Here is a 22,521-nt window from a genome sequence, read left to right on the forward strand (position 1 = left end):
AGTTTGGCTGTTTTGATTTTAGTGAATTTCTAATTAAATTCATGTGAATTCATAGCTAACGTGATCTCTTTTATAGTTTTACTTTTTAGTTTGACCAGATAGTTCAACAGACTTTTGCGTACAACGCTGCATAGCTGAAATAATCGCTGTTCGCAGTCCTTTTTCCTCTAATGTTGCGACAGCTTCTATTGTCGTTCCGCCTGGAGAACAAACCATATCTTTCAATGCACCTGGATGTATTCCTGTTTCCAGTACCATTTTTGCAGAGCCTAATACAGCTTGAGCTGCGAATTTATAGGCTTGATTTCTTGGCATACCATCTAGTACAGCCGCATCTGCCATTGCTTCTATAATCATATATACATATGCTGGTGAAGACCCACTTACAGATGTTACAACATCCATTAATTTTTCACTTACGATCTCTGTTTGACCAAAACTATTGAAAATGTTTAGTACATCTTCTAAATCTTTTTCTGTCACCATTTCATTAGGGCATAATGCAGACATTCCTTCTCCAACAAGAGCAGGAGTATTAGGCATTACTCTTACAACCTTTACTTTTTTATTAAAGGCATTTTCAGTACTTTCAATACTCTTCCCAGCAGCAATCGTTACGACGATAACATCGTTTTTGATCACTTCTTTTATTTCATTAATTATTGATGCGTATAGGTCTGGTTTGATTGATAAAATTAAAATATCAGCATTTTTAGCTACTTCATTGTTGTCAGTAGTTGTAGTCAGTCCATATTTTTCACTAGCGTTTTTTAAATTAGCAGTGTTTAAATCTGAACAAATAATATGATTTGAAGACACTACATTTTTGCTTATCATTCCGCCAATCATAGCCATGCCCATGTTTCCGCATCCGATGAATCCAATTTGTTTATCCATAATAACTCAATCTTGCTCCTTTTATAGTCAATTATATCGGTTTGTTATTGTTATCTTAGAATAACAATAACATTTCCATGCAATATAAAGAAACATTCTAAGAGAATATTTTCCCTTTTGCAATACAAAAAGATAAAAATTAATTATATTCGATATTATGTAAATATATACACTATAATTTAAGGTTTTATGTTTATGAATATGAGTTAAACTTATATCAATTTGTATTTTCATTCAGTAGGGCAATAATTTCATACAAGTAACTTGTGGCTCTATTTATTTTTAAAAATACCTCTTGACACCGAATCGAACTATATCGCATAATATAAAAAAATTAGATTGAAAATCGTTGAAGGGAATTAGTACATATGTCTTCTTGCGAAAGAGAGTGGAATTCACCGGCTGAAAGATTCCTCGTATAGAATGTATCGAACCTATCCCTGAGTCTTAAATGAAAGTTTAGGCGTTCGCCTGCGTTATAGGCACCAAGTGGATATCTATGTATATCAATTAAGGTGGTACCGCGGAACAGTGACCGTTTCGTCCTTTTTATTTTATTAAGGGCGAAGCGGTCATTTTTATTTTGCCCTTTAATACGATAGGTGCAGAATAGTAATCGCTGCACACTGAGTGTAATGTATGAAAAAACTTTGATTTTAGACTTGGGGGATTCAAAAGTGAAAAAACAACGAATTGTTGTAAAGATTGGGAGTAGTTCTCTGGCAGCTAGTCATGGAGGTATCTCTAAGGAACAACTTTCAGATCACGTTGCAGCATTGGCTCGATTGAAACAGGAAGGCCATGAGGTTGTGCTCATTACATCTGGGGCTGTCGCTGCAGGTTTTTCTGCTCTAGGGTATCCTAGCAGACCTGTAACAATTAAAGGGAAACAGGCAGCGGCAACTGTCGGGCAAAGTTTATTAATGCAGGCGTACACGGAAGAATTCCGTAAATATGACATTGTTACTGCACAACTTTTACTAACGAGAAGTGATTTTTCTCGAAAAGAACAATACGGTAATGCGTACGCCACTTTAGGTGAGCTGTTAAATCGTTCTGCTCTTCCTATCATCAATGAAAATGATTCCATTTCTTTAGAGGAGCTGACGTTCGGTGATAATGATATGCTGTCAGCCTTAGTAAGTGGACTTGTTTCGGCAGATACGCTCATGATTTTTACGGATGTGAACGGTTTATATGACCAAAACCCTCAGAAAAATGCGGATGCGAAAAAATATTATTTCCTTCCAGAAGTTACAGAAGAAATTGCCTCACTTGCTGGAGATGCTGGCTCAAAACTTGGGACTGGCGGAATGAAATCAAAAATAGATGCCGCAAAGACGGCGCTGTCTCTTGGGGTAAGTGTATTTATCGGTACAGGAAGAGGACCGGAGAAGTTTTTAGATGTGTTAAAGGGAAAAGGTGACGGCACGTATATCGGTAACGCACCTCAAAAAGTGATCAAAATGAACAAGCAATGGATCGCCTTGCATTCGCTTGTTAGCGGACAAATTGAAGTAGATGCCGGGGCAGCTGCTGCCATCATTCAGCATGGAAAGAGTTTACTTCCAGCTGGTGTTACGAATGTATCAGGATTTTTCCAAGTGGGTGAAGTTGTAGAGGTTGTAACGCAACAAGGGCGCGTAATAGGAAAAGGACAATGCACATATAGTGCAGAGGAACTAAGAGATGTAAAAGGTATGCAAAGCCAAGATATTCAGTCAAGAGGCGAGAGACATAGCTATGAAGTCATCCATAGGGATCATTGGGTTTCACTTTAAAAAGGAGGAAATAAAAATGAATGAAGTGTTGGCAAAGGGGAAAAAGGCGAAAGAAGTCGCTAGAGAACTTGTACTTAAATCTACAGATCAAAAAAACGAAGCACTTGCCGCAATTGCAGAGCAGCTAATAGTGGAAACAGCTTATATTTTAGAAGAGAATAAGCGGGATATTGAAGAAGGTAAGGAGAAAGGATTTTCCGATTCTCTCCTTGATCGTCTTATGCTAAATGAACAGCGCATTTTTGATATGGCTGAAGGTATTAAGCAGTTAATTGATTTACGTGATCCTGTTGGAGAATGTGTAAGTGCATGGGAAAGACCCAATGGACTATCTATTCAGGAAATGCGTGTACCACTTGGTGTTGTCGGGATGATTTATGAGGCAAGACCGAATGTAACAGTTGATGCTGCTACAATTTGCTTGAAAACAGGAAACGCAGTAATACTACGTGGTAGCTCTTCTGCTATTCATTCTAACAAAGCCATCGTTAGCGTTATTCATCGGGCACTCAAAAAAACAACCTTGCCGCAAGAAAGTGTACAGCTTATAGAAGATACAACGAGAGATAGTGCAAAACAGTTGTTTACATTGAACGAGTATTTGGATGTTCTTATACCAAGAGGTGGCAAGCAATTAATTGATACTGTAGTGAGAGAAGCGTCTGTTCCAGTACTAGAAACGGGTGCGGGAAATTGTCATATATTCATTGATGAAACGGCAGATAAACAAATGGCATTTGATATTATTATAAATGCAAAAACGCAGCGTCCATCTGTATGTAATGCGATTGAAACGATTGTACTGCATGAGAATTGGGCGAAGCAATATGGTAGCGAGCTATTTTCTTCCTTGAAGGAAAGGGGAGTAGAACTACGTGGTGATAATAAAGCATTAGCAATTGATTCTTCTATTGTACTTGCTTCAGAAGAAGACTGGGAAACAGAGTTTTTATCTCTCACACTAGCAGTGAAAGTCGTTTCCTCTGTAGAAGAAGCGATTCATCATATAAATACGTATGGCTCCATGCATTCTGAAGCGATTATTACAGAAAACGAGGAAAACGTCAGCAAGTTTTTCACAGCTGTAGATGCAGCAGCACTTTACCATAATGCATCGACTCGTTTTACAGATGGATCTGAATTCGGATTCGGAGCAGAAATTGGTATCAGTACGCAAAAGCTACACGTAAGGGGACCAATGGGACTTCCAGCATTAACTTCCACAAAATATGTGATTCGTGGAAACGGACAAATCCGGAGCTAAGAATAACAAAAGACATCCAATTTAATTGAGATGTCTTTTGTTAATATAATATCCATTTACCATACAAAAAGCCCTACAAGCATAGCGCTTAATAAAGAAACAGCCATCCCGCTAACAAGAAGCTTCCAAACATTTTTACCGATCACTGATGATTTTTCCCCGCCAAATAATGAATTGTAAGTTCCGTAAATCATACCTACTGTACTAAAGTTAGCAAAAGAAGCTAGAAATGTTGTTGCAACGGCAATCGTATGCGGCTGCAAGGACTTTAAGTTTGATTTTAAATCCATCATGGCAACAAATTCATTCGTCGTAATTTTTATTCCCATTAATTCAGCTACATACATAGCATCTTTGCCGGATAAACCGAGTAAAAAAGCGAAGGGACTAAAGATAATAGAGAAGATTTTTTGAATTGTTAAGCCTGTTACAAAAAAGCTCAAAATCCCATTTAAACATGCTGTTAAAGCTACATAACCAATTACCATAGCTAAAATAACGATAACCATATTCATCCCGACTAACATACTGTTTGAAATAGTAGAAAAGAAATCTTTTTTTTCATGTTTTGAAGGTGTATATACGACATCTTCTTCTTTCGTAACTTCTACAGGGTTTAAAACATTGGCTAAAATTAATGCGTTTATACAATTTAAAGGTATAGCGCTGAAAATATATGTTGCTGGAACCATTGATAAATACGCCCCAAGAATGGATCCGCTAACGCTACTCATACTCATAATTCCAAAAGTTAATAATCGATTTTCTTTTAAAACAGATAATTGATCACGCACAACTGCAAGTGCTTCGGTGTTCCCTAAAAACATCATTTGAATGGAAAAGAAACTTTCTAACTTTGGCAAACGAGAAATCTTTGAAATAACTGCACCTACTTTATCAATAATCCAAGTTAATATTCCGAAATAAGATAGAATATCGAAAAAAGTAATAACAAAAATGATAGGAAGTAATGCACTAAAGAAGAAATCAATGTGTGGACTGTCCATAGCGGAAGGAAATGCAAATCGAATACCTTCGTTCGCGCATGTCAGTAGCCAACTGAAAAATGATGCTATTTTATTAATGATAATACTGCCTAGCTTTGTGCCTAACATAAACCACGTAATAAAAAGCTCCAATATGATGAGAATTACAATTGGTCTCCATTTTATATGTTTTTTATTAGGCGAACATAAAAAAACGATTAATATGACAACGAAAATCCCTAACATATTTAATATGAAATGCATGTCAACAACTCCTTGAGCTTTATTATTTGTATATAAAAAAGCTCTTATCCTTCTTAATTTAGAATGAATGTGGTTTAATTTATATTTTTATAAATTCTAAAAATATAGAAGGAAAAATTCGATAAAAGTAGAATTTAATATATAGCAAACAAGGAGGGGATCAAATGGAAGTCTTTCACGTAACGAATAGAAAAAGGGAAACATACAACGTGCAAGTAAAATATTCGATACTTTTCGAATGCGCACTTGGCATTGCAGCAATTACTCATAAAAGGTTAATCGATACTCTTGAAAAGACTCAAAGTGAATGGGAAGAAATTAGACAATCATTAACGGAAGAGATGAGAGAGCACTTACAGTTTGTAGAAGAGCACAATACGTGGAAAGCATTGCTTCAGTTATTGTATGAAGAGGATTTTCAGGACTTATCACAGTTTTATGCTAAAATTGATTCACTTTCAGAAGAAGATTTGAAATTTATATGTTTACCGTTTTTAGGAGAGAAGTATGAAGAGAAAAGACGTTTAGCAGCAGGTGGGGAAGCATCTGCAATATATGAACTAAAGGAACTGACAAATGATCATCAGTTTTTCTCTACTTATATTAGCTTTATATGTGATGTAGATGTACAAGTGCTGAAATCTCATTTAATCGTTGTAATGACAGGTTGGTATGAGAGTGTAATTAAGAAAGGGGAAGAAGAAATACTTTCTATATTAAAACGAGATTATGAAGCAAAAAATGAAATGAATAAAAAGATGAAACCGGAAGAGTTTGTCGAGTGGGCGACTGGCGGAGTGAACTATATGCCAGAGCCAAGTGTTCATCACGTACTTCTTATTCCGCAAATGACGTACAGACCGTGGAATATTGAAGCAGATATTGATGATACGAAAGTATTTCATTATCCAGTTGCGAATGAAAGCATTCATCCCGAAGATCCATATGAACCGAATTATTTTTTAGTTCAAAAACATAAGGCTCTTGGAGATGAAGCGCGATTGCGAATTGTAAAAATGTTGTTTGAAAAAGAACGTACACTACAGGAAATAACGGAAAGATTGCAGCTTGGTAAATCGACAGTACACCATCATTTGAAATTGTTACGTGCAGCGAAGTTAGTTGATATACATGAGGGAAAGTATGTATTAAGGAAAAAAGCAGTACAGTCGTTAGCGAAAGAATTAGAAGCGTTTTTAAATAGATAATATACAACAAGAATGTACATAAAGTGAAACTTTAATCAGTGGGGGTTTTGTTCCTCCCCCACTGATTATTAGTTGAACCAATCGGGCTTTTATGGGCAGTTGATCCCAAATTAACTTCTTTGCTTCTGCTGAATTTTGAGGTGGGGGTCTTACTGCCCGTTAATGCGGGATAGAGGGAGGAATTTAAGAGAAAAGTTGGTGAGATATAGTGAAGAGTGTATTGAAAAATCGTTCTTTCTTTTTTATGTGGATTGGTAGTGCAATCTCAGAATTAGGAGGGGCTTTCGGAACGTTATGTAATTCAATTCTAGTATATGAGTTAACGGGATCGAAAACAGCATTAAGTAGTATGTGGCTATTATATTTTATCCCATCTCTCATACTACAATTAATAAGTGGACCATGTATTGATAAATGGAGCCGAAAGTGGATTATGATTTTTTCACAATGGATACGAGCGGTAGTATTCTTACTACCTTTAGCTATGCTAGTTACAAGTAGTCTAGAAGTTTGGCATATTTACGCTGTTCAAATTGTAGTTGGACTTATTACACCCCTCTATACACCTGCGAGTCAAGCAATTACACCGAGCATTGTAAGTAAGGAACAACTTCAAGACGCAAATGCGTATATTGATGGAATGACTCGTCTCATGATGTTTCTTGCGCCAGTATTAGGCGGAGTAGTGATTCATTTGATTGGAGCGGAATTTACATTATCTTTCGTATGTATTTGTCTATTTGTTAGTGGTGCTTTCTTATTTTATATAGAAGAAAGGAGAACAACACAACATATCCGGAAAACGTGGCTAGAACAGTTTCTTCAAGGCTTTACATATTTTTTTACCAAACCAATCATCGTTTGGCTCGGTATATTTCTTACTTTCGTGCAATTTGGAGTAGGGGTAACGATGGTTACAAACCTTCCTTATATAAAAGACGAGCTATCAGCGGGATATGCGGAGTATGGCTATTTCATGGCGGGTTTCCCACTTGGCTACGTAATTGGCTCAGCATTAGTCGGAAAAGTAACATATAAAAGTCGGCGCATACTTATGCTTGGGGGATTGTTTATAGGAGGAATCACATACATTTCTTTAGGGTTTAATCATAGTATTGCAATCGCGGTAATAATTGAGGTAATAGCAGGGATTTGTATCGCATTTTTCAATGTTCATAACACGACAATATGCCAACAAACGGTCCCGAATAATATGATAGGACAAGTATTTTCAGTGCGATTATTTTTCATACGATCCGCTATGCCGTTAGGTGTGTTAGTAGGGGGGATATTGAGTGAAATGTGGGGAGTAAGAGCGCTATATGTAATCATCGGTGCAATTATATGTGTCACCTCTTTAATAGGAATGTTACTTCCGTATTTCAAATTTTTAGATGAGGCGATAGAAAAGAAATCAGCATAATTCAAAAAATCAAAACTTTATAATTGAAAATAATTATCATAATCAATTATAATAGAAGCATACTAGTATTCGTATTACAAAGAGGGAGTGGGATATATGTTTATCGAAACGAAAACATTTACAGTAAAAGAAGGTACATCAAATATAGTTGTAGAACGTTTTACTGGAGAAGGTATAATTGAAAAATTTGAAGGCTTCATCGACTTGAGTGTTCTCGTGAAAAAAGTAAGACGCGGCGACGAAGAAGTTGTCGTAATGATTCGCTGGGAATCTGAAGAAGCATGGAAAAATTGGGAAACAAGTGAAGAACACTTAGCTGGACATAGAGCGGGCCGTGGTAAACCAAAACCAGATCATATTATTAATGTGGATCATGCGGTTTATTATGTGAAATCATCGAAAGCGGCTTATCAACAGTCGTAATATACAAAGCAGAGGATACATGTTGTAGAAGCAAACATGTATCCTCTTTTTTAGTAATGAGGGGGGAATGGAAATGATAGAAAGTTTTTCATTCATTACAAATGAAAAACATAAAAAATTAGTACAAACAATTTTAAACGAATGTTTATCTGTAGATAAGGTACATGGATTCATGCTCATCGGATCTGTTGCAAGAGGTGATGCATATCCTGAATCTGATTTAGACTTATATATTCTTTTAGAAGAAGGACAAAAGAAGAATTTTCATTCTGAAACACGAAAAGATATTTTAGTTGAATATAAGTATGCAGATGTTAATCAAGTACAAGTAAACTTTAAAAACAATCCGATGGAACTATACTCTTTTATAGAAGGGAAAATTTTATTTGATAAAAGCGGCGAGTTGAAAAAATTAAAGGCAATAGCTACATATGAATTTGAAAACTACCATGTTTCTAGAGATAAAGTAAGGGAGATTTCTCATTGGTTACATAGTTCATTCATTAAAATTAAGGCTGCTCTGAAAGCAAATGATGAGCTAAAGGCTTCATATATAATTCATACGTCAACTTGGACATTGTTAGAAGGGATATGTGCTATTAATAATAAGCCAGTACCTCCACCTGGGTCTGCTTTAATGTATATTCAAGTGTTGCCAAATAAACCAATTCATTTGGAGGCATTACTTCATAAATTATTTTTAGGAGATACAACAGAGCGCATCTCTGCAGCAATTGCCTTGATTGAATGGATTTTACATAATTTAGAGAATAGATAATATGGCTATTACAATTGTCAGTTTATATAGGTAAATGAACATTTCATGCCGAATTGTTCATATGATTGCATTCATTTAAAAAAGTTCTAGGCTATAGAAAAAAGTATTAGACTATAAAGCATAGTCTTAGACAGAACGCTTGGATATCTTGTCTTACATATTTAAGTGTTATGAAAATGCGTCTAAATACCCTCTGTTTAAAAGGAGATGAGTACATGAAGCTGAATCATTTGAATTTATGTGTTGATGATTTATCGGAAGCGAGACATTTCTTTGAAACATTTTTTGATTTTCAATTTTTGGAACAAAAAGGGAAAGCGCTTGTAGTGATGAGTGATGAGAGTGGATTTATACTTGTACTAAGTGATCCAAAGGCATTTAAGGGGAATAAGGAAGTTACGTATCCGGAAGCTTTTCATATTGGTTTTTTAGTGGATACATCAAGTGAAGTGGATCAAGCGTATAATCGCTTAGTAGCAGGCGGCATTGAAATAGACAAGGAACCTTATTCGATGAGAGGTAGTAGTTATGGTTTTTATTTTACAGTATTTAATGGCTTATTAATTGAAGTGTCTTGTCTTGATTATAGAGAAGGTAAGAAAGTTTCAAAACTTAATAGCGATCAACAAGAGTAATCATTTGAAGGGGTATATATAGCCCCTTATCCAGTTTGGAAAGGGGCTTGCTTATTTTATTACCTTATTTATCTTACTATTTGTGGATTGATTAAAGTCTTACCTTATTTTTCTATCTGAATTTCAAATTCAAGCACAGCTTGATCTTTCCTAAACGGCATACTGAGTTCTTTAAATCGTAAGCTTATTCCAGACAAATTATCAGGAAGGACAGGAGATACAACGAATTGATGATTCATATGTCCATCGGTGCCGCCACCACCTTCTGACCAGCAATCGTATGTATCATCTATTGATAATTGGAAGAAACTATGAGGCTTATTTTCAATAAAAGCTTCATCCGTGGAATCCCAATCGCTATATAAATAAACTACACTAGCATTTGCATATTGCCGAATAAAAGTTACAGTATACATGACGCCATTATGTTCATAAGTTTTAAAAACAGGTACATGTTTTTTAAACTCAGTTGGTTCAACGCGGGGTTTAAATTCTTCTTCATCCATCATGGAAGAGAATAATGAGTTTAGATAGTCTGGATAAAATTCGTATTGCTTTGCCCATTTATAAATCGCTTCATCATGTGGAAAACCTGGGTCACCACCTGAAAGTTCTTTTAATAGGGCGCAAATTTTTTCATCAATAGAGTATAAGCGTTCATCGTAATGATCGGTAGGGCGTTCGAAAGTCATTCTTCGCATAATCATTTCTCCTTTACTTTATTTTAACAAAAAAGACAGACTAATAAATAGTCTGTCTTTTTACATTAATTCTTCACATCATCATAAAGTTCAAGCGCCTCTTTCACATTCAATCTATTCTTCACAATGCCATGTATTGCTTGAATCATCGCAGCTGGGTGCTCAGATTGCCATATGTTTCGGCCCATGTCTACTCCGATCGCGCCTTCTTGCAGTGCATTGTACGTAATGTTTAATGCGTCTTCGATTGAGTCTAGTTTTGGTCCACCAGCGATGACAACTGGGGCAGGGCATGTGCTCGTTATTTTTTCGAATCCTTCGCAGTAATACGTTTTAATAATATCAGCACCCATTTCAACACATACGCGGGAAGCAAGTGCTAGAAAACGAGCTTCACGTTTTTGTAGTTCTTTCGCAACTGCCGTAATACCGAGTACTGGCAGACCATAATCGTGAGCTTCAGAGACTACGTTTGCGAGATTTGTAACAGTTTGTGTTTCATAGTCTGATCCGACGAATACAGAAACGCCGACGCCAATTGCGTTTTGTTTTACTGCTTCTTTTACAGGTGTAACAATTGTTTCATTTGCTAAATCTTTACCGACGACAGTAGCTCCACCAGATACACGCATAACCATCGGTGTGCTGCAGTTTTCAGGAATGCAGGAGCTAAGTACACCGCGTGTTAAAAAGAGGGAGTCTGTATAAGGAAGTAAGTTTTTAACTGTTTCAAGTGGTTGTTCTAGCCCGTGAATTGGCCCTAAAAAGTAGCCGTGATCTATTGCTAACATAACCGCTCTACCATCAGGTAAAATTGTATTTAATCGATTTTTAAATCCCCAAGTCATTCGAAATCACTCCTTCGTTAATGTTGGATTTTCCGTTTGTACGGTATCTTTATTTGGTAAATGTGGTGACTTTATAAAAACAGCTTTAAAAGGTTTGTCAGAATGGTTAATCAGATAGTGCGATTCATGAGGGCGAACTTGCAGGACATCACCTTGTTTAATCGGAACTCTTTCGTTATTTACATAGAAGTCTATTTCACCTTCTAACGCATAAAAAACTTCTTCACACGTTGTATGGTAATGATTTTGAAACTCTTGCCCAGGCTGAATGACAACAAGACCAAGATCAATATTAGGTCCTTGTATTAAATATTTTGGCCCGTTATCACCGAAGCGATAGGAGAAGTCATTTTCATTCGCTTTTAACATACATTTCACTCCTTTATGTAAATGTGTTACAGTGCACCTGGCGCAATCCACATATGTTTTGTAAGTCCTTTATCAGCTAAAGCGAGCTGGCTGTTATACACGGTTTTCCATGTTTCATAGAATTCCTTGTATAGCTCGTGATTTTCAGTGATTGGTTCAAATGTATTTTCCCACTGTACAAATTGTTCGGCAGTCTCCTCCATAGATGTATATATTCCAGCGCCAACTCCGGCAGCAATTGCAGTTCCTAAAGCAGCTGCTTCTTTCACAACGGGTACTTTTACAGGAATGCCGAGTACGTCTGAAAGAATTTGTGGCCATAGTTTTCCTTTAGCACCACCACCAGCAAAAACAACTTCAGAAGGGAATGTACCGGTAAGATTTTCAATTAGTTTTAAGTTTCCAAGTGTAACAAAGGCCGCATTTTCTTCAATAGCTCGGAACATTTCCTTTTTTCCACATTTGTCAGTGTCTAAACTTAAATTTAAGAATGAGGGTGCCGCATGACGCCAAGAAATGTAGTTCATAACGTTTGAAAAAGTAGGGATAATACCATATGATCCGACAGGTACGTCTTTCGCTTGTTCTTCTAATAGTTCATAAGCATCTATACCAAGTTTTTCAGCGAGTTTCTTTTCTTCTTGGCAAAAAGCGTCTCGAAACCAGCGCATAACAAGACCAGGGAAAAAAGCGATTGTTTCATATTGCCATAGATTCGGAATGACATGGCAATTTACACGAATCGCAGCATATGGATCTGTAATTGGTTCTGTCATATTTACTTCTTGTTGCCAAAAGCTCCCTCCGCATATTAATGTTTGATTTGGTTTCACGACTCCAGTTCCGAGTGATGCCATTTGAGCATCTCCGCCGCCAGCGACGACAGGAATTTCTTCCAGTAATCCAGTTAATGCTGCACACTCTTTTGTAACGTTTCCGATTACTGTACCAGCCTCATTTACTTTTGGTGAAAATGGCAAAGTTAGCCCGCACTCTTTAGCGATATCGTTATTCCAAGTTCTATTTTGTAAGTTAAAGATTCCGGACGTACAACCGTTTGAAGGATCGATTTGCAGTACATCGCTTAATTTATACAAAATCCAATCGTTTAACATCGTAAAGGAGTGAATATTACAATAGGTTTCTGGTTCATGTTTTTTAATCCAAAGTAGACGTGGTAAAGCACCTAATGAAAAAGTTTGCCCAGATTTTCTGTATAAATCTTCTTCGAGGTGTGAGCGGATTTCTTTTAGCTCACTAACTTCAGCGGATGCACGGCCATCAACATTTGCACATGCCCATATTTCTTGCCCATTTTTATCATATAAAACAAAACCTTCCCGCATACTTGTAGCGCTAATAGCTTGAATAGAAGAGGGGGGTATATTACTTTTTTGTAGGACTTCTTTCGTACACTGTTGTACAAGCTTCCAGTTTTCTTTTACATCAAAATTCATAGAACCTGGGTAACGAGGATCCGTTTTATGAACCCATTCTTTTTGACTTACTGCAATTTGATTGCCATGTAAATCAAAAAGAACAGCTCGAATGCTTCCTGTACCAGCATCGAAAGCTAACAAAGTAGACATTAAGAATCACCGTCCTTTCGTAATAAAGAGAGCGCAGTATCTTCATCAGTAATTAATGTATGAATAAATTTTCCTTTTAAAGCCCCATAAATGGCGTTTATCTTTTGAATACCTCCAGCAACACCTACGACATGATTCATATTGCGCAGAATAGAGAGAGGTGTGCCAATTAGGCGATTGTGATGTGGAAGCTCTAATAAATCGCCATTCGTATTATAAAACTGTCCTAAAATATCACCAGCACCGTTTTGGTTACGAATATATGTCATTTCACGTAGTGTTAGTTTTTCTTCTTTCACAATAGTGGCATCTTGAGATAAACCGCCAATACCGACAACTGCTGTTTGAGCAAGTGAAGCGACATGCAGCATATCTTTCACACCTGGTTCTGATAAAATACTTTGTGCCATTTCGGTTGTAGATGCTAGAAAAGGAGTAGGAATAATATGAAGATCACCTTGCATGTAGTGTAAATAGTTTAGTCTTCTTGGGAGATAGTGGTTTACGCCCCCTGTTAGCGTTACGATTGAAAGATTAATAGAGCTTTCAAAATGAATGTTTTCTAGCATTTTACTAATCGTTTCACCCCAGCCTATGCCGAGTAAATCGCCTTGCTGGAGCTGTGTCTCTAAATATTGGGCAGCAGCTTTTCCGAGAGAAGCTGCATAATTGTTTGCTGGGGTAGGGATTATAAAAGCATCTTTTAAGTGGAATTTCTTTATTAGGTCACGTTCAATGCTCAAGCAGTGCAAACCAGTACCTTTTACATGAAAGGTAACGATACCTTCACTGCGTGCTTTATCTAATAATCGCATCACTTTATTTCTTGAAATGTGAAGAAGTGAAGCAATCTCTTGTTGTGTAAGTTGATCCTTGTAATAGTACCAAGCTACTTTAGTTAATAAATTCTCTTCATAGTTAAGCTGTGTCATACTCTTCATCCCTTTCAACAATTGCCCACTGCTTAAACATATGTGCGACATATTTTGTTTATTCCAGTTGAAACGATTAATAGTACAGTGAAAAAAGTGTTCTAGATATGAAAAAAGGAATATACAATGCTACAAAACAAGTAGAACAAATAATTATTTTCTCAAAAAATGTTCTGGATAGAGGCAGGTGACATCATATGGAGAATGTGCCCTTATTACAAGTGAAGAAAATGAGTAAAGCATTTTTGAATCAACTTGTGCTAAAGGAAGTGAACTTACAAGTAGAGCATGGTGATATATACGCTTTAGTTGGGGGAAATGGCGCCGGGAAATCAACATTAATGAAAATATTAACGGGGTTATATTCGTATGATAGTGGAGAAATGTATGTGAAAGGGAAGAGACAGCAGTTTGCGAATCCAAAAGAAGCACACCAAGAAGGTATTTATTTAATACCACAAGAACCGCTCATTTTTCCGCATATGACTATTGAAGAAAATATATGTATTGGATTAAAAGGGAATAGAAAGAAACTAAAAGTAAAAGTTCAGCAATTAATTGACAGTTTAAGTTGGGATATTGATCTTAAGAAACAGGGCGGATCGTTATCCATTGCGCAGCAACAGTTAGTAGAAATCATTAGAGGATTAATACGAGACGCTGAGATTCTTATTTTAGATGAGCCAACATCGACATTAACAACTCATGAAATCAAGAGTCTTTTTGTGCTGATGAAAAGTTTGCAAGAAAAAAGAATTGGAATGATATATATTACACATCGTTTTCCAGAAATCTTTGAAATCTCCAATAAAGTAGCGATATTACGTGATGGAACAATTGCGAGTCAAGGGGATGTATGTGACTATACATATGACACGCTGATGGAGGGGCTATTGCCAAAAGGGTATAAACAGGAAGAAAAAAGAGAAATAGTTCAAGAGACAGAAAGAACGAAAAAAGTATTAGAAGTAGCGAATGTGACTAGTCACTCATTCGAGAATATATCATTCACTGTACATGCTGGAGAGATTGTGGGGATTGCTGGCATTGTTGGATCAGGTAGAACGGAATTAGCGGAAGCAATATTTGGATTGGAAGCTATAAAATCAGGTTCTATTTTATTAGAAGGAAAACTAATTGATACATGTCCTTTGCATAAAAGATTAAGCGAAGGGCTCGTTTATGTGCCGGAAGATAGGGCGAGGAATGGAATTTTCTCCATTGTATCTGTCAAAGAAAATATTACTGCAGCATGTTTACAGCAAAATAATCGCTTTTTTATTAACCAAGAAAAAGAAAGCGCTTTAGTAAAGTCGTTTATAGAAAAGTTCCGAATTGTTGTACCAAGTATGAATGAAAAACTTACATCTTTATCGGGAGGTAATCAGCAAAAAGTCGTGCTTGCGAAATATCTTGCATGTAATCCCAAAATCATTATTCTTGATGAACCAACTCGCGGAATTGATGCAAAAGCAAGGCTTGAAGTGTATGAAACGATAGAAAAAATGAAAAGAGAAGGACTCGCCATATTATTCATTTCTTCAGATGTTGAGGAAATTTTCCAATTAGTTAACCGTGTATACGTCATGCGAAATGGTCAATTTGTTTCTCATTTGGAGAAAGAACAAATAAATGTAGAAGAAGTTACACGTCTTGCATACGGAGGTGTAACGGAATGAAACGCATGTATAAAATGCACGAAACGTCTATCATACTGTTACTACTAATTTATATAGCCATTGTCGGGATGATAAATCCTAGTTTTGTTCAGTTTAACTCGTTATCTTTAATGATGAAATCAAGCGTTATTTTAGTCGTTCTAGCAATGGGCCAATCGTTCGTTTTATTTACGAAAAATATAGACGTATCAGTTGGCTCAATTATGGGATTAAGCGCGGCAGTTTGCGGGATGTTATTAACGAACGGATATAGTGCGGTCTTGTCGATACTTGCTGCTATAATGCTTGGTGCTAGTATCGGTTTCATAAACGGGATTGGCGTTGCGAAGTTTCGGGTACCAGCCATTATTATGACATTAGGGATGCTAGGAATTGTTAGAGGTGCAATGTTAATCTTCACAGGCGGGAAGTGGATTGAAGATATTCCAAACAATTTTAAGCAACTTTCATCTATCGTCATACTTGGTCTGCCGATAATGGTATGGAGTGTTCTTATTGTTTTATTACTACTATATATCTTTTTAATGAAAGTACCATACGGAAGATACTTCTATGCAGTAGGTGACAATGAAGATGGGGCGAGACTCATTGGGATACCTGTTAATAAAGTGAAGATAAATGCGTTTATTATATCGGGCATTAGTGCGGCACTAGCTGGTTGCATATTTGTTATGAATATCGGGTTTGTTCCGAATCAAACGGGTACAGGAATAGAACTACAGGTTATTGCAGCTGCTGTGCTAGGAGGAATTCATCTAAAAGGAGGAACAGGTTCTATATTTGGAGCCGCATTAGGAGCTTTGTTTTTAGAATCAATTAGTAGTTCACTCGTCTTTTTAAAAATACCAGCATTTTGGAATAATGCTATTTCAGGTTTTTTACTATTACTTATTATCATACTGGATAGCGTCATGAAGAAGTGGAAAGCAGAAAGGAGGATGAATCTATGAAGTATTTTTACAGGTGGGAAGGTGTTCTAATCGTATTACTTCTTATAGAATTCATTCTCTTTAGTTTTATAAATAGTGATTTCTTAAATATTAGTAATCTCCTTTTTAGTACAAATGATTTTCTGTTTATAGCAATCGCAGCGATTCCAATGACTTTCGTTATTGTAACAGGAGGAATTGACGTATCTGTAGGATCTATTATGGGGCTAACTTCGATTTTAATTGGTGTACTTTGGATGAATGGGATTCATATTTTATTAGCAGTAATAATGGCACTTATAGTCAGTTGCTTAGTAGGAGCTTTAAATGGATTCATTATAAAAATGACAGATGTAGAACCACTAGTTGTTACACTCGGAACGATGTTTTTATATGGAGGAATTGCACTCGTCATTTCAGGAGGGGCGGGTGCTTCTGGATATGAAGGGATAAGTGGTTTACCTGATGCTTATGTACAACTAGCAAATGGTAGTTTTATAGGAATACCTAACTTATTATGGCTTCTTATCGCATTAACAATTGTATGCACGATTTTGTTTCACCGAACGATATATGGACGCCACGTACAATTAACAGGAGCGAACGAAAATGCAGCAAAATACACCGGGATTCAGACGAAGAAAGTAGTAATCATTGCTTACATACTTTCTGGATTAGGAGGTGGATTAGGGGGAACTTTCTTAACTGCATATTTCGGTTCCGCACGTGCTGATATGGGAAGTGAAACAATATTACCGATCATTACAGCAGTCGTATTAGGTGGGACACTTATTACAGGGGGAAAAGGAAGTGTTTTTGGTACAGTACTGGCAAGTATTTTTATAGGCCTTATGCAATATGGCCTACAAATGACAGGTTTAACAAATGAACAATCAAATGTAGTAATAGGTATTATCCTTATTCTTTCAGTTATTATGAGACATTTCAAATTACATCAATTCTTAGCAGGGAAAAGACGGAATTTGCATAAGGGGGAAATGTCATGAAGAGAAAACTAGGGATTGTATTGATTGTATGTATTTGTTTAATTGGTTTAATAGCTTGTTCCAGTCAAACGGCAGATAAGAAAAAAGCTGATGATGTGAAATTTGCATTTATCCCGAAGTTAACTGGAGTTGGCTTCTTTACATCGGGAGGTGAAGGAGCAAAGGTGATGGGAGATAAGCTAGGCGTACAAGTGAAATATGATGGGCCGTCTGAAGCGAGTGTATCAGGGCAAGTAAAGTATATAAATAATTTCATTAATCAAAACTATGATGCACTTATGGTTTCCTCTACATCAGTTGATGGTTTATCGCAATCACTGCAGCGTGCTAAGAAAAAAGGAATGACTGTCTTAACTTGGGATTCTGATGTGAATCCGAAAGACCGTTCTTTTTATATAAGTCAAGGGACACCAGATCAACTTGCTAACTTATTAATTGAAATGACTTCCAAGCAAATTGGAGATAAAGGGAATGTAGCATTCTTTTATTCTAGTCCAACAGTAACTGATCAAAACCAATGGGTAACGAAAGCGAAAGAAATTATTAAAAAGAAATATCCGAATTGGGAAATCGTAACGACGCAGTACGGTGAAAATAATGCGCAAAAGTCTTTGTCAGTAGGGGAGAACATATTAAAAACGTATCCAGATATTAATGCAGTTATTTGTCCAGATGCAACAGCACTCCCAGCAATGGCGCAAGCAGCTGAAAACTTAAAAATGGATAAAAAAGTAGTGGTAACTGGATTTTCTACACCGAACGTAATGCGTGATTATGTAAAACGAGGAACAGTTCAACAATTCGGATTATGGGATGTAAAACAGCAAGGTGCGTTGGCAACTTATGTAGCAAATGAAATTGTTGTAAAAGGGAAGAAGTTAAAAGTCGGGGATAGCTTTGAAGTAAAAGGAATTGGAAAAGTGAAGGTAGAGCCAAACTCCATTCAAGGATATGATTATGAGGCAGAAGGAAACGGAATTATCGTATTACCAGAACGAGTTATATTTACGAAAGATAATATTGATAAGTATAATTTTTAGGAGACAAATAAAAACGTCCGAATATATCGGACGTTTTTTAATTGCTTCATTAATTATGAACAGTTTCTTTTTCGTTTAATCCAAGTGTACGACCAGTCGAAGTGTGAAGATCTTGGAATAATCTTGGATTTTCAGTTAGTGAAATGCCATATGAAGGAATCATTTCTTTTATTTTTTCTTCCCATTCTACCATGCGGCTTGGGAAACATTTTTCTAATACTTCAAGCATGACGTGAACAGCAGTAGAGGCACCTGGTGATGCACCTAGTAATGCGGCGATTGAGCCATCAGCTGCACTTACTACTTCTGTACCAAATTGAAGTGTTCCTTTACCGCCAGCATCAGTATCTTTAATTACTTGTACACGTTGTCCAGCAACTACAATATCCCAATCTTCACTTTTCGCGTTCGGAATGAATTCGCGTAATTCTTCCATGCGTTTTTCGTGCGATAACATAACTTGCTGAATTAAGTATTTTGTAAGTCCCATTTCTTTTACACCAGCAGCTAACATCGTTAAGACGTTATTCGGTTTTACAGAACCGATTAAGTCAAGGTTTGAGCCAGTTTTTAAGAATTTAGGTGAGAACCCTGCGAATGGTCCGAACAATAAAGCTTTTTTATTGTCTATATATCTCGTATCAAGGTGAGGTACAGACATTGGCGGAGCGCCAACTTTAGCTTTACCGTATACTTTCGCATGATGTTGCTCTACAACTTTTTGGTTTTTACATACCATAAATAGTCCACTTACTGGGAATCCGCCGATATGTTTTGATTCAGGAATTCCAGTCTTTTGTAGTAGAGGTAGACTACCGCCACCGCCGCCGATAAAGACGAATTTTGCAGTGTGATGCTCAATTTTACCACTATTCATATCGTGTACTTTTACTTCCCACAAACCATTCTTTGTGCGTTTAATATTTTCGACACTGTGTTTGTAGTTTAGCTCGACATTTTTAGTTTGTAAGTAATCAAACAACATACGTGTTAATGCACCGAAGTTCACATCTGTTCCAGAGTCAATCTTCGTTGCAGCCATCGGTTCGTTTGGTGTACGTCCTTCCATAATGAGTGGAAGCCATTTTTTTAATGTTTCAGGAGTATCGGAAAATTCCATACCTTGAAACAGTGGATTTTTTGAAAGCGCTTCAAAACGGTGTTTTAGAAACTCAACATTTTTTTCACCTTGTACTAAACTCATATGAGGTAGAGGCATAATAAAATCTTGTGGATTACGAATTAATTTGCTTTTTACAAGATATGCCCAAAATTGTCTTGAAAGCTGGAATTGCTCATTCACTTTTACAGCCTTACCAATATCTATAGATCCGTCAGATTTTTCGGAAGTATAGTTCAGTTCGCATAGCGCAGAATGCCCTGTACCTGCATTATTCCATTCGTTAGAGCTTTCTTCCCCGGCACTTGCGAGTTTTTCAAAAACTTTAATTTCCCATTCAGGTGCTAATTCTTTTAATAATGAGCCTAACGTTGCACTCATAATTCCTGCACCAATTAAGATAACGTCTGTTTTTTGCTGCATGTTGCTCATGATAATCTCTCCATCCCCTATATTGGCAAAAAAGAGTAGGTGTTTTCTATGTCTAAGCCGTAAAAGAGAAACACCGCCTAGGCCCCACCTAGGTGTATACCTTTTTTGTCTCAATTATATAACCATCTCATACTCTATTATAATAATTAATAGACTAAAATATCTAGTGTTATCTGATAATTTTAAAATATTTAACGTTTTATTTGCCAAAATTCTTATTTAACAAGCACTTTTCAGTTAATGAATAGAAAAAAATTACAGTTTGAAATTATCTCGAAAAAGCTTACGTATCCTTAAGTGACTAAATCGAGTACCTTTTTATGGGATTTTTATTTCTGTAATGGTAAGATTATTCTGAAAAATAAAAAGGAGGGATTCTAATGCGTACAAAAGAACAAATTTCAAACTTATTTCGAAACTTTTCAATAAAGGAATGTAAAGGGTCAAGTGATTTATATGAATATTTATCAATGAAAATTGCAGAAGATGAGGAAGTACTTACACTATCGTCCTATGCTCAAGCAGGTCAACCAGTCCCGAACTTATTATTAGGTGCAGTACATTATTTATTGTTAGCAGGGAAAGAACATCATTTAAAAACGCATTATAGTAGTTTAGTTGAAAATACCGATACAAATTTAGATAAAGCTTTTGATCATTTTAAAGATTTCTGTAAAGAGTACGGAGAAGAAATCATTACATTGTTACAAACGAAACTCGTTCAAACGAATGAAGTAAGACGGTGTGCATACTTATACCCAAGTTTCTGCTACATATTTAACAAAGTGAAGAAGCCGTTAGCGTTAATTGAAATTGGGACAAGTTCTGGGTTACAACTGTTCTGGGACCAATATCGTTATTCGTACGGAACGGATGAAATGTACGGAAATATAAATTCAAATGTGCATGTAACTTCTGAAATAAGAGGGGAGAATGTGCCGCGTTTTCTAAAAGAAAGCCCATCTGTCGTAGAAAGAATCGGACTGGATTTACATGTGAATGATTTACATAATGAGGAAGATTATTTATGGCTACGTGCACTCATTTGGCCAGAACATAAAGAAAGGATTGAAATGTTTGATCAAGCAGCATCTTTAGTGAAAAATGAATCTGTCCAATTCATAGAAGGAGATGGTGTAGAGCTATTGCCAACTATTATTGAACAAATAAGTGATGATGCTGTTATCTGCATTTTCCATACACACGTTGCAAATCAAATACCAGAACAAGTTAAACATAAATTAGAAAAACAAATACAAGAAATTGGCGCAAAACGTGATGTATTCCACCTTTATAACAACATGTGGGATCGTGACCTTCATATTGATTATTATATTAACGGAAACGAATATCGTGAAACGGTTGGAGAAACAGAAGGACACGGGAGATGGTTTAGCTGGAAGATTGGAAATGAGACGCTTATTTAGATTAATAGGTGCGCCCTCACTTGTAAAAGATGGGGCATAGGCTCAAGCATTGACTAAATGGTTAAGGAATAAAGGTATTAGTAACATACAAAAAATGCTTCGGAGAAATCCTAAGCATTTTTTGTATTACATATAAACCCCATAATGGATCATGTACTTCTGTTCTGCTGTAGCTTGTACAATTTTTGAAGGTATCTCATTCAGCTCATCAGAATTTTTGAAGAACATAGAGGATGTAACTGCTTCATAAAATATCTTCGGTTCTTCTTCGTGAAGACAGTTTATTTATCGATAAATTCATCGGGAGCCCAAGTGGCGATTTCATTCCCAGGTGCAGCGACTACAAGCCATTGCTCACATAGAACACCAGATTGCCAACATTCATAATAATCATGAAAACCATTTACAAAAATAATTTGTCCACTCTCTAATGTAATAATTAAATGAGGGCTTTCTAAGCCGATTTGTATATCGGTAACTTTTTGTCTTCTTATCTTAAATATTCTTTCATATTCTTCTTCCTCAGAATAAACTTCGAATTCATCTTCATTTAATGGGTATCTTTTTTGAGGTTTATTAAATAAACACCATTTGGATTCGATATTGATATATAATTGCCCATCATAATCAACTGAGTCGTGAAAGTTTGTGAAATGAATCTTTATAGCGGCTGGAGAAATACCAAATTGTAATCCATCAACTTGTGATCCGATGAATAGATTTTTTAACACTTTTTCAGCGTAAATTTTATCCTCTTTATTCATTCTTGAAATCCTCCTTTTCTTAAAA

The 22,521-nt window shown here is 36.3% G+C and carries 21 protein-coding genes, 1 pseudogene and 1 other annotated feature; of the genes and pseudogenes, 12 read left to right on the top strand and 10 right to left on the bottom strand.

Annotation, left to right across the window (positions count from 1 at the left end; genetic code table 11):
• Positions 1-78: 78 nt before the first annotated feature.
• Complete coding sequence (gene proC / locus COK05_RS01575) at positions 79-897, bottom strand: pyrroline-5-carboxylate reductase (protein ID WP_098611208.1); 819 nt, start codon at positions 895-897, stop codon at positions 79-81.
• Positions 898-1,237: 340 nt separating this feature from the next.
• Positions 1,238-1,448, top strand: a binding site (T-box leader).
• A gap of 126 nt (positions 1,449-1,574) precedes the next feature.
• Here proC and proB point away from each other — a divergent pair.
• Positions 1,575-2,678: a glutamate 5-kinase gene (gene proB, locus COK05_RS01585; protein WP_098611210.1), complete on the top strand. Its 1,104-nt coding sequence runs from the start codon at positions 1,575-1,577 to the stop codon at positions 2,676-2,678.
• Positions 2,679-2,694: 16 nt separating this feature from the next.
• Complete coding sequence (locus COK05_RS01590; protein WP_098611211.1) at positions 2,695-3,942, top strand: glutamate-5-semialdehyde dehydrogenase; 1,248 nt, start codon at positions 2,695-2,697, stop codon at positions 3,940-3,942.
• A gap of 56 nt (positions 3,943-3,998) precedes the next feature.
• Here COK05_RS01590 and COK05_RS01595 read toward each other — a convergent pair whose 3' ends face one another.
• Positions 3,999-5,192: a NupC/NupG family nucleoside CNT transporter gene (locus COK05_RS01595; protein WP_098611212.1), complete on the bottom strand. Its 1,194-nt coding sequence runs from the start codon at positions 5,190-5,192 to the stop codon at positions 3,999-4,001.
• A gap of 164 nt (positions 5,193-5,356) precedes the next feature.
• Here COK05_RS01595 and COK05_RS01600 point away from each other — a divergent pair, with 164 nt between their 5' ends.
• The 5 genes from COK05_RS01600 to COK05_RS01625 all read left to right on the top strand — a co-directional run bounded on the left by COK05_RS01600 (position 5,357) and on the right by COK05_RS01625 (position 9,659).
• A complete protein-coding gene (locus tag COK05_RS01600) occupies positions 5,357-6,400 on the top strand; it encodes an ArsR/SmtB family transcription factor (RefSeq protein ID WP_098611213.1) in 1,044 nt (347 codons plus the stop codon).
• A 208-nt stretch (positions 6,401-6,608) separates the two neighbouring features.
• Positions 6,609-7,823, top strand: coding sequence for an MFS transporter (locus COK05_RS01610; RefSeq protein ID WP_098611214.1), 1,215 nt, complete (start codon positions 6,609-6,611; stop codon positions 7,821-7,823).
• 96 nt (positions 7,824-7,919) lie between these two features.
• Positions 7,920-8,246, top strand: coding sequence for a heme-degrading monooxygenase HmoA (gene hmoA / locus COK05_RS01615; RefSeq protein ID WP_000469496.1), 327 nt, complete (start codon positions 7,920-7,922; stop codon positions 8,244-8,246).
• A 73-nt stretch (positions 8,247-8,319) separates the two neighbouring features.
• A complete protein-coding gene (locus tag COK05_RS01620; RefSeq protein WP_098611215.1) occupies positions 8,320-9,024 on the top strand; it encodes a nucleotidyltransferase domain-containing protein in 705 nt (234 codons plus the stop codon).
• A gap of 215 nt (positions 9,025-9,239) precedes the next feature.
• Positions 9,240-9,659, top strand: a complete 420-nt coding sequence (locus COK05_RS01625; RefSeq protein WP_098611216.1) for a VOC family protein — start codon at positions 9,240-9,242, stop codon at positions 9,657-9,659.
• 104 nt (positions 9,660-9,763) lie between these two features.
• Here the strand turns inward: COK05_RS01625 and COK05_RS01630 are convergent, their stop codons facing one another.
• From COK05_RS01630 to COK05_RS01650, 5 genes are all read right to left on the bottom strand, one after another.
• A complete protein-coding gene (locus COK05_RS01630) occupies positions 9,764-10,360 on the bottom strand; it encodes a hypothetical protein (RefSeq protein WP_141538853.1) in 597 nt (198 codons plus the stop codon).
• A 65-nt stretch (positions 10,361-10,425) separates the two neighbouring features.
• Entirely contained in the window at positions 10,426-11,208 is a 783-nt protein-coding gene (lsrF, locus tag COK05_RS01635) for a 3-hydroxy-5-phosphonooxypentane-2,4-dione thiolase (RefSeq protein ID WP_000219785.1), read from the bottom strand.
• Between the two features lie 6 nt (positions 11,209-11,214).
• On the bottom strand, positions 11,215-11,577 hold the full coding sequence (locus tag COK05_RS01640; RefSeq protein WP_000909986.1) for a cupin domain-containing protein: 363 nt from the start codon (positions 11,575-11,577) through the stop codon (positions 11,215-11,217).
• A gap of 26 nt (positions 11,578-11,603) precedes the next feature.
• Entirely contained in the window at positions 11,604-13,166 is a 1,563-nt protein-coding gene (gene lsrK / locus COK05_RS01645) for an autoinducer-2 kinase (protein WP_098611218.1), read from the bottom strand.
• A complete protein-coding gene (locus tag COK05_RS01650) occupies positions 13,166-14,116 on the bottom strand; it encodes a sugar-binding transcriptional regulator (RefSeq protein ID WP_141538854.1) in 951 nt (316 codons plus the stop codon). The genes lsrK and COK05_RS01650 overlap by 1 nt, the downstream gene beginning before the upstream one ends.
• Positions 14,117-14,295: 179 nt before the next feature.
• On the opposite strand from COK05_RS01650, the gene COK05_RS01655 reads away from it, so the two are divergent.
• Genes COK05_RS01655 through lsrB form a run of 4 tightly spaced genes read left to right on the top strand, consistent with a single transcriptional unit; the run spans position 14,296 to position 18,753 of the window.
• Complete coding sequence (locus tag COK05_RS01655; protein ID WP_141538855.1) at positions 14,296-15,777, top strand: sugar ABC transporter ATP-binding protein; 1,482 nt, start codon at positions 14,296-14,298, stop codon at positions 15,775-15,777.
• A complete protein-coding gene (locus tag COK05_RS01660; protein WP_098611220.1) occupies positions 15,774-16,727 on the top strand; it encodes an ABC transporter permease subunit in 954 nt (317 codons plus the stop codon). The genes COK05_RS01655 and COK05_RS01660 overlap by 4 nt, the downstream gene beginning before the upstream one ends.
• On the top strand, positions 16,724-17,713 hold the full coding sequence (locus COK05_RS01665) for an ABC transporter permease (RefSeq protein WP_141538856.1): 990 nt from the start codon (positions 16,724-16,726) through the stop codon (positions 17,711-17,713). The genes COK05_RS01660 and COK05_RS01665 overlap by 4 nt, the downstream gene beginning before the upstream one ends.
• Complete coding sequence (gene lsrB / locus COK05_RS01670) at positions 17,710-18,753, top strand: autoinducer 2 ABC transporter substrate-binding protein LsrB (RefSeq protein ID WP_098611222.1); 1,044 nt, start codon at positions 17,710-17,712, stop codon at positions 18,751-18,753. The genes COK05_RS01665 and lsrB overlap by 4 nt, the downstream gene beginning before the upstream one ends.
• Before the next feature lie 49 nt (positions 18,754-18,802).
• On the opposite strand, the gene COK05_RS01675 is transcribed toward lsrB, so the two are convergent.
• Positions 18,803-20,305 (bottom strand): malate:quinone oxidoreductase, encoded by a 1,503-nt coding sequence (locus COK05_RS01675; protein WP_098611223.1) that lies wholly within the window; start codon positions 20,303-20,305, stop codon positions 18,803-18,805.
• Positions 20,306-20,685: 380 nt separating this feature from the next.
• Here COK05_RS01675 and COK05_RS01680 point away from each other — a divergent pair, with 380 nt between their 5' ends.
• Complete coding sequence (locus COK05_RS01680; protein ID WP_098611224.1) at positions 20,686-21,732, top strand: DUF2332 domain-containing protein; 1,047 nt, start codon at positions 20,686-20,688, stop codon at positions 21,730-21,732.
• Between the two features lie 126 nt (positions 21,733-21,858).
• Here COK05_RS01680 and COK05_RS01685 read toward each other — a convergent pair.
• Positions 21,859-21,993: pseudogene (locus COK05_RS01685) on the bottom strand (short-chain dehydrogenase); the annotation flags it as partial.
• Between the two features lie 20 nt (positions 21,994-22,013).
• Entirely contained in the window at positions 22,014-22,496 is a 483-nt protein-coding gene (locus COK05_RS01690; protein ID WP_098611225.1) for a hypothetical protein, read from the bottom strand.
• Positions 22,497-22,521 lie beyond the last annotated feature (25 nt).

It is taken from the genome of Bacillus cereus, from assembly GCF_002567495.1.
In the GTDB taxonomy this organism is placed as follows: Bacteria; Bacillota; Bacilli; order Bacillales; family Bacillaceae_G; genus Bacillus_A; species Bacillus_A cereus_AQ.

Coding starts and splice junctions, on each gene's coding strand:
- proC (WP_098611208.1), bottom strand. CDS start 897: ATGGATAAACAAATTGGATTCATCGGATGCGGAAACATGGGCATGGCT.
- COK05_RS01590 (WP_098611211.1), top strand. CDS start 2,695: ATGAATGAAGTGTTGGCAAAGGGGAAAAAGGCGAAAGAAGTCGCTAGA.
- COK05_RS01595 (WP_098611212.1), bottom strand. CDS start 5,192: ATGCATTTCATATTAAATATGTTAGGGATTTTCGTTGTCATATTAATC.
- COK05_RS01600 (WP_098611213.1), top strand. CDS start 5,357: ATGGAAGTCTTTCACGTAACGAATAGAAAAAGGGAAACATACAACGTG.
- hmoA (WP_000469496.1), top strand. CDS start 7,920: ATGTTTATCGAAACGAAAACATTTACAGTAAAAGAAGGTACATCAAAT.
- COK05_RS01620 (WP_098611215.1), top strand. CDS start 8,320: ATGATAGAAAGTTTTTCATTCATTACAAATGAAAAACATAAAAAATTA.
- COK05_RS01625 (WP_098611216.1), top strand. CDS start 9,240: ATGAAGCTGAATCATTTGAATTTATGTGTTGATGATTTATCGGAAGCG.
- COK05_RS01630 (WP_141538853.1), bottom strand. CDS start 10,360: ATGCGAAGAATGACTTTCGAACGCCCTACCGATCATTACGATGAACGC.
- lsrF (WP_000219785.1), bottom strand. CDS start 11,208: ATGACTTGGGGATTTAAAAATCGATTAAATACAATTTTACCTGATGGT.
- COK05_RS01640 (WP_000909986.1), bottom strand. CDS start 11,577: ATGTTAAAAGCGAATGAAAATGACTTCTCCTATCGCTTCGGTGATAAC.
- lsrK (WP_098611218.1), bottom strand. CDS start 13,166: ATGTCTACTTTGTTAGCTTTCGATGCTGGTACAGGAAGCATTCGAGCT.
- COK05_RS01655 (WP_141538855.1), top strand. CDS start 14,296: ATGGAGAATGTGCCCTTATTACAAGTGAAGAAAATGAGTAAAGCATTT.
- COK05_RS01660 (WP_098611220.1), top strand. CDS start 15,774: ATGAAACGCATGTATAAAATGCACGAAACGTCTATCATACTGTTACTA.
- COK05_RS01665 (WP_141538856.1), top strand. CDS start 16,724: ATGAAGTATTTTTACAGGTGGGAAGGTGTTCTAATCGTATTACTTCTT.
- lsrB (WP_098611222.1), top strand. CDS start 17,710: ATGAAGAGAAAACTAGGGATTGTATTGATTGTATGTATTTGTTTAATT.
- COK05_RS01675 (WP_098611223.1), bottom strand. CDS start 20,305: ATGAGCAACATGCAGCAAAAAACAGACGTTATCTTAATTGGTGCAGGA.
- COK05_RS01680 (WP_098611224.1), top strand. CDS start 20,686: ATGCGTACAAAAGAACAAATTTCAAACTTATTTCGAAACTTTTCAATA.
- COK05_RS01690 (WP_098611225.1), bottom strand. CDS start 22,496: ATGAATAAAGAGGATAAAATTTACGCTGAAAAAGTGTTAAAAAATCTA.